Raw genomic sequence first — 12,424 nt, 5'->3', positions numbered from 1 at the left:
TCATAGTGCCTCCTGAATCTTACATTTCATTATATCGTGAGCACAGCTCACTCAATGCATTTCGCAAAATCACACTTGCACGCAAGTGATTTTGCTTCATTATATCATGATTCGCACCTTCGGTGCTTAACGTTGCTTCGCAACTATCATGATCAACTTCGCCGTTCGCCAATCATGCAAGCATGTTGGCTCTCTTGCGCTCATTATATCATGAGCTCACGAATCTGCGCTATCGCGCTCTACATCCTGCTTCGCAGGATATTCGTTCGCTAATGAGCCCAGAAAAACAAATGTCTGCTTAAGCGCGGTGAGATAAGAAAACAAGCAAAAAGCCTTAAATCATCGCGTTTATGGACGGCGGGCAAACAGGTTACAACTGAATAACCGAGCAAAAGGGGCGTTATCAGACCGATAGCGTCCCTTTCTGCATATTGGCATACCGCAGCTTGAAAAGAGTTGCGGTTTTTTTATGCCCAAAAGCAGGCGGTAACGTGGAACGTTAGGCGCGAAAAAGCCCTTGCAATACAAGGCTTTTCAGACGCAAAAAACGGCAAAGGCATACTGCAATACCAAAACCGCCAAAAACGGCTTTCTAATATTCCACGCAAACCGAGAAAGGAAGTGATAAAAAATGGCAGTTTTCCGAGTTGAGAGAAATACGGGCTATACCGTTATGAGCAACCACCACTTGCGCAATAAGGAACTCACCTTAAAGGCAAAAGGCTTGCTTTCGCAAATGCTGTCCTTACCCGAAGATTGGGATTATACCCTTGCGGGCTTATCTCACATCAACCGCGAGAAGATCGACGCAATCCGCGAAGCGGTCAAAGAACTTGAAAAAGCCGGATATATCGTCCGCAGCCGGGAACGCGACGAGAAAGGACGTTTGCGCGGTGCGGATTATGTCATATATGAGCAGCCGCAGCCGCCTACATCGGATTTACCTACATTGGAAAATCCAACATTGGATAATCCAACGTTGGAAAAACCTACGCAGGAAAAACCTACGTTGGAAAATCCAACGCAATTAAATAAAGATATATCAAGTAAAGAACAATCAATTACTGATTTATCAAGTACCCATTCCATTCCTTTCCATTCCCTAAATCCCTTGCCTTATGAGCAGGACGAAGCGGCTACGCCGCCGGAAAGGAAAAGAACGGAAGCGAAAACAAACAGCGCAATAGAGATTTATCGGGAAATTATCAAAGACAACATCGACTATGACATTCTCATTCAAGACCCCAAAATGGATAAAGACCGTTTGGACGAGATTGTAGAAATCATGCTGGAAACCGTCTGCACAGCCCGAAAGACAATCCGTATCGCCGGGGACGACTACCCCGCCGAACTTGTCAAATCAAAGTTTATGAAGCTGAATAGCAGCCACGTTGAGTTTGTTTTGGATTGCATGAGGGAGAACACAACCAAAATCCGCAACATCAAGCAGTATCTTAAAGCGGTGCTGTTCAACGCGCCGAGTACCATTGACAGCTACTATACCGCCCTTGTCAATCACGACTTTTACGGCAGCAAATGAGCATAGCCGCAGTTTACCGGGAAAGGAGTTGATACCTTGCAGGAGGAAGTAACCCAAAAAACGATTGCCCTATCCGTCAACGTGGGAAAAGGCGCGGCAAGGCTTACCGAACAGGCGTTGCAGAAAGCAATCAAGAAGTTTTTGGAGCAGAAAAGCAAAGCCCCGCATGGGAAACAGACTATGCGGCAGCTTATGAAGCAAAATGCGGGTGTTTCCAACATCGAGATCACCGACAGCAATATCAAAGCCTTTGAGAGTACCGCGAAGAAATACAACATAGATTTTTCGCTGAAAAAGGTTAAGGGCGAACAGACCCGTTACCTTGTGTTTTTCAAAGGCAGGGACGCGGACGTTATGACCGCAGCATTTCAAGAGTTTTCCGCAAAGAAGCTGAACAGGGACAAAAAGCCCTCTATCCGCAAAGCCCTTGCCGCAGCAAAGGACAAGGCGAAGCAGCTTAACGCCGCCCGCGACAAGGTAAAGAAAATAGACAGGGGGCGCGAGATATGAAGCAGATGAACTACAAAAAGCTGATAATCCCGAATATCCCGTATGTGTTCTTTGTCTATCTCTTTGATAAAGTCGGACAAGCGGCGCGGCTTGCCCCCGGCGCGGATATTTCCGAAAAGATACTCAATATCACACAGGGATTTTCCGAAGCGTTTTCAAATGCCTTGCCGAGCGTTCACCCGCTGGATTTACTTATCGGCATTGTCGGCGCGGTGGTTATCCGTCTGATTGTCTATGTCAAAGGGAAAAACGCGAAGAAATACCGCAAGGGCGCAGAATACGGCAGCGCCCGATGGGGCAACGCCGAAGATATAAAGCCCTACATCGACCCGGATTTTCAGAACAACATCATTTTGACGCAGACCGAACGGCTTACCATGAACAGCCGCCCGAAGCAGCCGAAATACGCGAGAAATAAAAACGTTGTGGTGATCGGCGGCAGCGGCAGCGGAAAAACAAGGTTTTTTGTAAAGCCTAATTTAATGCAGCTTCATTCTTCCTACGTCTTGACAGACCCGAAAGGCACCGTCCTAATCGAGTGCGGAAAGCTGCTGCAACGGGCAGGCTACCGCATTAAGGTACTGAATACGATAAACTTTCGGAAAAGTATGCACTATAACCCGTTTGTCTATATCCGCAGCGAAAAGGACGTGTTAAAGGTTGTCAATACCCTTATCGTGAATACCAAAGGCGAGGGAGAAAAAAGCGCGGAAGATTTTTGGGTGAAAGCCGAGAGATTATTATATTGCGCGTTGATCGGCTATATTTGGTATGAAGCCCCCGCCGAGGAAATGAACTTTACAACGCTGCTTGAACTTATCAATGCAAGCGAAGCACGCGAGGACGACGAGGAATACCAAAGCCCCGTTGATCTACTCTTTGCCGATTTGGAAGAACGCAGCCCCGACCATTTCGCAGTGAAGCAATATAAAAAATACAAATTGGCGGCGGGTGTTGTATGCTCTAAAAGACTTCTTAATCAAGCGGTTTGGAAGTCTCTTAGAACACACAACCTAAAACCGAAGAAAGGAGCGCAAGTTATGAGAAAAAACGAGAAAATCACTGCTCTGTATGAACGGTTGAGCCGTGATGACTTTGGCAAGGATGATGACCAACAGCGTGAGAGTAATTCCATTTCCAACCAAAAAGCAATGTTGGAGGAGTTCGCCGCACGGCAGGGGTTTACGAACATTGTCCATTTCACGGACGATGGCATTAGCGGCACTTGCTTTGACCGTCCCGGATTTCTGGCAATGATGAAAGAGGTTGAAGCCGGAAATGTGGAGTATCTGTGTATCAAGGACATGAGCCGCATGGGTCGTGACTATCTGAAAGTCGGTCAGATTATGGAAATCCTGCGTCAGCGTGGCGTTCGCCTTATCGCCATCAATGACGGCGTGGACAGTGCCAGAGGTGATGATGATTTTACCCCTTTCCGCAACATTATGAACGAGTATTACGCCAGAGACACCAGCCGTAAAATCCGTTCCACTTTCCAGTCCAAAGGCAAGTCCGGCAAGCACCTCACAGGCACAGTCATTTACGGCTATCTCTGGAACGAAGCCAGAGACCAATGGTTGGTTGACCCCGAAGCCGCAGAGGTGGTCAAGCGTATCTTTGCCATGACGATTGAGGGCTACGGTCCGTATCAGATCGCCAGCAAGCTGAAAGAAGAAAAAATTCTCATTCCGTCCGCTTACCTTGCCCAGCACGGCGAGGGCGTGAACAAGAATAAGACTTTCAAAGATGTGTACGGCTGGGGTTCTTCCACCATCTGCAACCTTCTTGAAAAGCGTGAATATCTGGGACACACCATCAATTTCAAGACCCGAAAGCACTTCAAGGACAAGAAAAGCCATTATGTCCCGGAGGACGAATGGACGATTTTTGAGAATACGCACGAAGCCATTATTGACCAGCAGACCTTTGACCTTGTGCAGAAAATCCGTGGGAATGTCAGACGCTACCCGGACGGCTGGGGCGAAGCAGCTCCCCTCACAGGCTTGCTTTATTGTGCCGATTGCGGCGGCAAGATGTATGTCCACCGCACCAATAACGGCAAGCGCATTTCTCAATACACCTGCTCACAGTACACAAAAGTTCCTTGCGGGACACTCTGCAAGACCCAGCACCGTATCAATGAAGATGTGGTACTGTCCCTTGTCTCTGAAATGCTGAAAGCCATTGCCGAGTATGCGAAGCATGACAGAGCCGAGTTTGTCCGTGTGGTGCAGGAAGCACAGTCCAGCCAGCAGACGGCAGAGGTCAGGAAACAGCGGACACGCCTTGCCACAGCAAAGCAGAGAGTTTCCGAGCTGGAAGTCCTGCTCTGCAAAATCTATGAGGACAACATTTTAGGCAAGCTGTCCGACAGCAGATACGCCACTCTGGACGCTCAATACGAAAAGGAACAGTCCGAGCTTACCGCTGAAATCTCTGTTCTGGAAAAGGCTGTCAAGAGCTATGAGAAGCACGAAAAGGACGCTGACCGTTTTATCGCTCTGATTGGTAAGTATGAGAACTTCGACAAGCTGACCATTGCCATGCTCAACGAGTTTATCGAGAAAATTCTTGTGCATGAGCGTGACCGCAAAGGAAGTATACAGACCACACAGGAGGTTGAGATTTACTTCAATTTTGTTGGGCGTTTCGTTCCCCCGGCGTTTGGAGAAGTGGAGCTGACCCCGGAGGAATTAGAAGAAATCCGCAAGCGAGAGGAACGCAAGGACAGACTTCATCAGAACTACTTGAAGCGTAAAGCCAGCGGAGCGCAGAAGCGATACGAGGATAAAATCAAGGAGCGGAAAAAGGCAGAAATCGAAGCCAAGAAAGCCGCCATTCGTGCAGAGGACATTGCAAAGGGCGTGTTCGTCCCTGTCAGCAGCTTACCGCAGAGAGAGCCAATGAAAGGAGTACAATCAGCATGAATATCACTTACACACAGAACGGCGATTATCTTATCCCGAACATCGTTATCCGCAAGACCAAGCCCATCGGACACTACGGCAGACTTCGCAAGGCGTATCTGGAAATGCACCGCCCGATACTGTTCAATGAACTGGTGCTATCCGACAAGCTCTTTGAACATTGTGCCGAGATTGACGAAGCGGCACGAAACCGCATGGAGCTGATCGTGCGGTCACTGGCAGAGCAAAACGGTGTGACTGAGCAACTGAAAGCCGATAATCAAATGGAATGGGTGCGGCAGATGAACGCTTGCAAGGCACAGGCAGAGGAGATTGTGAAAGCAGAATTGATTTATGATTGAGTGAGGAAGTCCGGGCAGAAAACTGTTCGGACTTTTCTCATATATTCCAAAGTTGCGATAGAATTGTTCACGAGTTTTATGGTATAATTTGAATGCGAAAAATCGTAGAATTGGAAGTTGGTAGGAGGTTGTTTTATGAGCCTTGATAGGAAAATAAATCGCATTCAATTTCTCTCAGGAAATTCGCTAAAGGTTATTGCTGTACTGACAATGCTTATTGACCATCTATGTAAAATTGTGCTGCAATGGCTGCTATCAAACTACTGGGGGGCTATGGCAGATAACGGGCAAATGTCGTGGGAGAGATTCCGAGAGATAGATTATTTCATACGGTTTGATTTGCAAAGCATTGGGACGATTGCTTTTCCGCTATTCTGTTTTTTGCTGGCAGAAGGATTCCAACACACAAGAAGTAAAAAACGCTATATTGGGTTGATGCTTGCATTTGCCCTTATTTCGGAAGTTCCATTTGACATAGGTTTCTTTAGTGCGTATTCACGAATGGAAGATACATTTCCGTTTTACTTGAAGTATCAAAATGTATTTTTCACCTTGTTTTTAGGCTTATTGACATTGGTATGCCTTGAAAGATTTTCGTGTAAATCAGACCTACCGGTGGATAGAATAAAATCAGCAGTCCTGCAAGTTCTCAGTGTAGTGCTTTTTTCCGGCATTGCGGAAGGAATCCATTGTGACTACGGTATGCAGGGGATCTTATTCATATCAGCATTTTATATTTGCCGTAATCACCGAATCTATCAAGTGTTGCTGTTCCTTTTGGCTTACATGGGGACAACGGGGAATCAACCGCCTTTATGTACGCTTCTTGCCTGCTTGCTTATTCTGCTATACAACGGAAAGCGTGGTAAACTGAAGCTAAAATACTTCTTCTATGTTTTTTATCCAGCACATATCCTTGTCCTATATTTGATTCAGATAGGACTCGGAAAATACTTACTGAAATGACTAATTGCAGTTTGTCGAGAAATTAAGCCGGAGCAAACCCCTTTAGGAACTAAAGGGCGCACTTCTATACTCTCTGTCGAGAGTAGTGCGTCCTGCGGAGCTTCATTCTCCGTCAGCAGAAGAAAACTGCATGACCGAGAATGTTGCGTCACTTCGTTCCGTCAAGGTGGCTACACCCCCTTGCGCCGCTAAAGCGGCTATCCCCTGTGGACTTGCCGTCCGCAAACGGTTTTGACAAACCGTTCGCCGCCAGCAAGTTTGAAAATCAAGAATCTTAATTTGATAAAGGAGTGTGATTCTATGAAAAAGAAATTACCCATAATCCTCTTGGGTGTTATTTTGGCTTGTGTGTTGGTTTTCGGTTTCCTTTATGCAAACAATGACATTGGTAAAACCGCAAACAGTTTAGAAGCAGACATTCGCCAATCTCAAAAAATTTTGGATGATTGGATTGTTGATGGAAGCATTTCCGACACAATGGCTGCATTTATTTCTTACCCACAGGACAAGACAGACCACACTTTTTCTGTCTATGTAAATCGCCCTGGCTTGTCTTTTGGATATTTCTTCCGTGGTGGTGGAGATATAGTTGAGGTTGATGATTACATTGCAGAGTTTGTTGTTGAGGGAAATAACGAAAGGGCATTTATCTCAATGAATACCCAAAATATTGTTCGACTTGAAGTAGATGATGGCAACGGCATTCAGGTGATTGATATTGATAGTGGCAAGCCTTTCGCCATTGTCCTGCCCCTCAATGTAGGAAACATCTGTTTCTATGATACGAATGGAAATGTTGTGGAATATCTTCGCCAACAACTTTGACCAACTTCAATTTACCGAACTGAACACAACAACTGAATACCGAAAAACTGACCGTTGACTGGTCGCAATCTGCGAAAAGTTGACGGTCTTTTTTTATCCCCATTTTCAAAAAAGGAGGTCACGAAAAATGGCAAAACCGAAAAACCCTGAACAGCTCCGAGCCGAAAAGGAACAGGTCGAGACACAGCTTGCACAGGAACAGCACAAGCTGGAGCGTCTGGAGAACAGAAAGAAGTATCTGGAGAAAGGCGAGAGACAAAAGCGCACCCACCGTCTTTGCAATCTGGGCGGCACGATTGAGAGCCTTGCCCCGGAGTTCAAAGATCTCACACGCACCGAAATGACGGAGCTGATGGAGTACATCTTTTCTCTGCCCGAAGTCCAGCGAGCCGTCCGTCACATGGCGATTACCCATATCAGCCAAGCAAACAGAGAAAAGGAGTTGAAAGCCGATGGCACTATTTCATCTGAGCGTCACGCAGACTAAGCGAAGCGCAGGACAGTCCGCTATCGCTTCTGCTGCCTACCGAGCCGGGGAGCGATTGTATAGCGAGTATTACGGCGAATACAGCGACTACACCCGCAAGGGCGGCGTGATCTGCTCTGACATTCTCTTGCCGTCCCATGCACCGCCAGAATACGCAGACCGCCAAACCCTATGGAACGCCGTGGAAAAAGCCGAGCGTGGAAAGAACGCCCAGATTGCATACAGCTTTGACATTGCCTTGCAGAATGAATTTTCCCTTGAGGAAAACATCGCTCTTGCAAGGCAATTTTTATTGGAGAACTTTGTGAGCCGTGGCATGGTGGTTGACTTCGCCGTACACCAGCCAGACCGGGAGGACGGCGGCATACCCAATCCGCATTTTCATGTGCTTTGCCCCATCCGCCCCATCGAGCAGAACGGCAAATGGGGACTAAAGCAACGCCGGGTGTACGAGCTGGACGAGGACGGCAACCGTATTAGAGACGCAAACGGAAAGTTTGTGTTCAACGCCGTTCCCACTACCGACTGGGGCAGTCCCGAAACGCTGGAACATTGGCGGCAGACATGGGCGGAACTATGCAACGCCAAGTTTGCGGAAAAAGGTCTTGATGTTCGTATCGACCACCGAAGCTATGAGCGTCAGGGCGTGGAGCTTCTTCCCACCGTCCACGAGGGCGCAACCGTCCGGGCAATGGAGAAGAAAGGTATCCGCACCGAGAAAGGCGAGTTCAACCGCTGGATCAAAGCCACCAACGCCGTGATCCGGGACATCAAGAAGAAAATCACTTCGCTTATGGGCTGGATAGCGGATATGAAAGCCGAGCTTGCCAAGCCACAGGCACCCGACCTTGTTTCTCTGCTGAACGCCTATTACACCCAGCGCAAAGCCGGGGCGTATTCCCAGAAAGGCAAAATCAGCAACCTAAAGGAGATGAATGATACTTTCAATTATCTCCGGGCAAACGGCATTTACTCCCTTGAGGATTTGGAACACCGTGTCAGCGAACACAGTGCTGCCACAGAGAGCTTGAAGAAAACGCTGGACGAACAGACCGCCCGAATGAAAGCAATTAAGCAGCTCTATGACAGCTCCGCTGCTTTCCAGAACTTGAAGCCTGTCTATGACGGCTTGAAGAAAATCAAGTTTGAGAAGCCCAGAGCCAAGTACAAGGCAGAGCATGAAGCGGAACTGATACAGTTCTACGCCGCCAGACGAAAGCTGACCGGGGAGTTCCCGGACGGCAAGGTGGATATGAAAAAGCTGACCGAAGAGTATGACGAGCTGGAACAGGCGCACGAAACCACCTATGGCGAGTTTAAGGCTGTCAGAGACGATTTACACCGCCTTTGGAAGGTCAAGTCATGTGTAGATACTGCCGCCCGATTTAACGAGCGCACAGAGGAACAAAAGCTCCAAAATCGACCCCAAACACGACAGAAAAAGGAGGAACTATCACGATGAATTACACCCAAGCGCAGATTGATCGGGCAAACGCCGTCAGTCTGGAAGATTTTCTCCGCACACAGGGAGAGACGCTTATCAAAAGCGGACGGGAATACCGCTGGAAAGAACATGACAGCCTGACCGTCCGGGGAAACAAGTGGTTTCGCCATAGCCAGAGCAAGGGCGGCTATCCCATTGATTTTGTCATGGAGTTTTACGGCAAGTCCTTTCCCGAAGCTGTCCAGCTCTTAACCGGCGAAAGCGGTGAGGGACAGAGCGAAGCCAGCACAGCACCGCCCACAGCGTTTCACTTGCCCTTGCACAACAGGACAGCCGACAGAGCAATCCAATATCTCACAGAAAGCCGAGGTCTCAACAAAACGCTTGTTGAGGTTTTTCTTCTTTCCGGGGATATTTACGAGGACGCAAAGCGGCACAATGTTGTGTTTGTCGGCAGAGACCGAAGCGGTACGCCGAGATACGCCCATGTGCGAGGAACGGCAGACCCATTCAGACAGGACATTGCCGGGTCTGACAAATCCTATCCGTTCCGACACGAGGGTAATGGCAATCAGCTCTTTGTCTTTGAAGCGCCGATTGACCTGTTATCGTTCATCTGCCTTTATCCGCAGGACTGGCAGACAAGGAGCTATCTTGCCCTGGGCGGCGTTTCGGGAAAAGCCCTTGACCGTTTTCTTTCTGAACGCAAGGACACCCAAAAAGTATTCCTCTGCCTTGACAGCGATACCGCAGGAAGCGAAGCCTGTACCCGACTGGCACAGTCCATTCCCAGCGAGATCGCCGTCATTCGCCTTGTCCCGGCAAGGAAAGACTGGAACGATGTTCTCCGTCAGCAAGGGGACATTCCCTGCCGCAAATTCATAGCCGAGACAATCACGCTGCGAGAGCTGCCCACTGCCCAGCCTGTCCCCATGCTCCGTATGGCAGATGTGGAGCTGACGAGCGTGGATTGGTTATGGTTTCCGTATATTCCCTTTGGAAAGCTGACCATCATACAGGGCAACCCCGGCGAGGGCAAGACCTACTTTGCCATGCGTCTTGCGGCGGCTTGCACCAACCGAAAGCCTTTACCCGGTATGGAGACCCTTGAGCCTTTCAACATCATCTACCAGACCGCAGAGGACGGTCTGGGCGATACCGTCAAGCCCCGACTGATGGAAGCGGAAGCAGACCTTGAAAGAGTGCTTGTCATTGACGATAGGGACACACCGCTGACCCTTGCCGATGAGCGCATAGCAAGGGCAATCCGGGAGAACAACGCAAGGCTTGTTATCATTGACCCGGTACAGGCGTTTCTGGGCGCAGATGTGGACATGAACCGGGCAAATGAAGTCCGTCCCATCTTCCGCAGTCTGGGAGACATTGCACAGGCTACTGGGTGCGCTATCGTGCTGATTGGACACCTGAACAAAGCCGCAGGAACGCAAAGCACCTACCGGGGATTGGGGTCTATCGACATTACGGCGGCAGTCCGCAGTCTGCTGTTTATTGGCAAGCTGAAGGACAGTCCGACAACGAGGGTGCTTATCCATGAGAAAAGCTCCCTTGCGCCGCCCGGACAGTCCCTTGCCTTTTCTCTGGGAGATGAGAAAGGTTTTGAGTGGATAGGGGCTTATGACATTACCGCTGACGAGCTTCTTGCCGGGACAGACACCGCCAAGACCGAGAGCAAGACCGCACAGGCGCAAATGCTCATTCTGGAACTGCTTGCGGACGGAAAGCGTATGCCGAGCGCAGAGTTGGAAAAGGCAGTCAATGAGCGTGGGATTTCTTCACGCACCATGAGAACGGCAAAGAGCCGTATCGGGGACAGACTTGTGACCGAGAAAGACGGCACAGCATGGGTCTGCTATCTCCGAGACTGACAACGGGAACACGGCAAGCGTGGCAAAGACGGCAAAGGTTTTATAGATACCTTAATGTTGCCGCCTTGCCTTGTTCCCTCATACCGACACCGCCCGATGATGAACAGTCACCGGGCATTTTTCATTTACAGGAGGATTTTGAATGAACAATACCGCAACCCACAGCACCACCACCAACACCCCTTGCCCGACTGTCAGAAAGCAGATCGGCAAGACCACCTATATCGTCCGTGTCCATTTCAGTGAGACCGCCAAAGAGACGATGGAGGACAAAATCAAGCGTCTGCTTCGTGAGGAAGTCCGCAAAATGTGACTTCTTTTTGAATTTGATGAAAAAGTCCTTGACTTTTCGTCTCTGGCAAAACGGCAAAGTCAATCCTTATTTCTTGCGGTGCGCGTCTTGCCCCTTTTGATATAGAGGAACTCCGGGAACTCATGTCCTATGACGAATTGGAACTTGATACATTAGGCGACAGGAAAACCGCGCTTTTCCTCATAATGAGCGATACCGACGACACCTTTAATTTTGTTATTGCTATTTTGCAATCGCAGCTTTTCAATTTGCTTTGTGATAAAGCAGACGACGAATACAACGGCAAATTGCCTGTTCATGTCCGCTTTTTGCTTGACGAGTTTGCGAACATCGGACAGATACCCCGCTTTGATAAACTGATTGCCACAATCCGCAGCCGGGAAATGTCCGCTTCTATCATTCTGCAATCGCAGAGCCAGCTAAAAGCCATTTACAAGGACGCGGCAGAAATCATACTTGATAATGCCGACAGCACCTTGTTTTTGGGAGGACGTGGGAAAAATGCAAAGGATATTTCGGATAATTTGGGACGGGAAACAATCGACAGTTTCAATACTTCCGAAAATCGCGGTACGCAGGTTTCTCATGGACTTACTTATCAAAAATTAGGAAAGGAGTTGATGACACAGGACGAAATAGCAGTTATGGACGGTGGGAAATGTATTTTGCAGCTACGCGGTGTGCGTCCCTTTTTAAGCGACAAATACGATATAACGAAACACCCGAACTACAAATACCTTTCCGACTTCGACAAGAAAAACGCTTTTGACGTGGAACGGTATATGTCTACCCGTCCGGCAATCGTAAAGCCCGATGAAGCCTTTGACATATACGAAATAGATTTGTCCGACGAGGACACAGCCGCCGAGGAATAACGGCGGCATTTTCATTTTCAACAACATTTTTTGAGCCGCACAGCGGCAGAAAGCGAGGTTTATATGGATTTCTTTAACAGCGCAGTTGATGTATTGCAGACTTTGGTTATCGCGCTTGGCGCAGGACTTGGAATTTGGGGCGGCATTAACCTTATGGAAGGATATGGAAACGATAACCCCGGAGCCAATGCTCATGTACGGTAAGGAAGCAAGCAACCGAAAACAAGAGATAGACCGCCAGCACTACACTATTCCGAACCAAAGACCAAAAGATAAGCATTGTGGGAAAATCTAAACTTTTGGATTTTCC

10 protein-coding genes and 2 pseudogenes are annotated in these 12,424 nt (G+C 48.5%); all 12 read left to right on the top strand.

Going from position 1 to position 12,424, the window contains the following annotated elements; translation table 11 throughout:
- The first annotated feature begins 631 nt into the window (after nucleotides 1-631).
- The gene (locus DWZ61_RS15940; protein ID WP_117776695.1) at nucleotides 632-1,540 is read left to right on the top strand and encodes a DUF6017 domain-containing protein; all 909 of its coding nucleotides are present in this window, start codon (nucleotides 632-634) and stop codon (nucleotides 1,538-1,540) included.
- Between the two features lie 36 nt (nucleotides 1,541-1,576).
- Nucleotides 1,577-2,050, top strand: a complete 474-nt coding sequence (locus tag DWZ61_RS15935; protein WP_006775667.1) for a PcfB family protein — start codon at nucleotides 1,577-1,579, stop codon at nucleotides 2,048-2,050.
- Entirely contained in the window at nucleotides 2,047-4,977 is a 2,931-nt protein-coding gene (locus tag DWZ61_RS15930) for a DUF4368 domain-containing protein (RefSeq protein WP_118539623.1), read from the top strand. The genes DWZ61_RS15935 and DWZ61_RS15930 overlap by 4 nt, the downstream gene beginning before the upstream one ends.
- Complete coding sequence (locus DWZ61_RS15925) at nucleotides 4,974-5,318, top strand: TnpV protein (RefSeq protein ID WP_033119194.1); 345 nt, start codon at nucleotides 4,974-4,976, stop codon at nucleotides 5,316-5,318. The genes DWZ61_RS15930 and DWZ61_RS15925 overlap by 4 nt, the downstream gene beginning before the upstream one ends.
- A 135-nt stretch (nucleotides 5,319-5,453) precedes the next feature.
- Nucleotides 5,454-6,284, top strand: a complete 831-nt coding sequence (locus tag DWZ61_RS15920) for a TraX family protein (protein ID WP_025483373.1) — start codon at nucleotides 5,454-5,456, stop codon at nucleotides 6,282-6,284.
- Between the two features lie 300 nt (nucleotides 6,285-6,584).
- The gene (locus DWZ61_RS15915) at nucleotides 6,585-7,109 is read left to right on the top strand and encodes a hypothetical protein (RefSeq protein ID WP_015516227.1); all 525 of its coding nucleotides are present in this window, start codon (nucleotides 6,585-6,587) and stop codon (nucleotides 7,107-7,109) included.
- Between the two features lie 127 nt (nucleotides 7,110-7,236).
- The gene (locus DWZ61_RS15910) at nucleotides 7,237-7,596 is read left to right on the top strand and encodes a DUF3847 domain-containing protein (protein WP_118539621.1); all 360 of its coding nucleotides are present in this window, start codon (nucleotides 7,237-7,239) and stop codon (nucleotides 7,594-7,596) included.
- Nucleotides 7,562-9,058 carry a MobQ family relaxase gene (mobQ, locus tag DWZ61_RS15905; protein ID WP_118539619.1) on the top strand — a complete coding sequence of 499 codons (1,497 nt, stop codon included), beginning with the start codon at nucleotides 7,562-7,564 and terminating at the stop codon, nucleotides 9,056-9,058. Before DWZ61_RS15910 ends, mobQ begins: the two co-directional genes overlap by 35 nt.
- Complete coding sequence (locus DWZ61_RS15900; RefSeq protein WP_118539617.1) at nucleotides 9,055-10,926, top strand: AAA family ATPase; 1,872 nt, start codon at nucleotides 9,055-9,057, stop codon at nucleotides 10,924-10,926. Before mobQ ends, DWZ61_RS15900 begins: the two co-directional genes overlap by 4 nt.
- A 142-nt stretch (nucleotides 10,927-11,068) precedes the next feature.
- On the top strand, nucleotides 11,069-11,239 hold the full coding sequence (locus tag DWZ61_RS15895) for a transposon-encoded TnpW family protein (RefSeq protein ID WP_117980792.1): 171 nt from the start codon (nucleotides 11,069-11,071) through the stop codon (nucleotides 11,237-11,239).
- Nucleotides 11,240-11,280: 41 nt separating this feature from the next.
- Nucleotides 11,281-12,114: pseudogene (locus DWZ61_RS15890) on the top strand (TraM recognition domain-containing protein); the annotation flags it as partial.
- 63 nt (nucleotides 12,115-12,177) lie between these two features.
- A pseudogene (locus tag DWZ61_RS15885) lies at nucleotides 12,178-12,306 on the top strand (Maff2 family protein); the annotation flags it as partial.
- Nucleotides 12,307-12,424: the final 118 nt, after the last annotated feature.

It is taken from the genome of Clostridium sp. AF34-10BH (genome assembly GCF_003478095.1).
Lineage (GTDB): Bacteria > Bacillota > Clostridia > Lachnospirales > Lachnospiraceae > Acetatifactor > Acetatifactor acetigignens.
The sequence above is the reverse complement of the archived record's forward strand: the minus strand, read 5'-3'. Positions and strand labels throughout refer to the sequence as shown.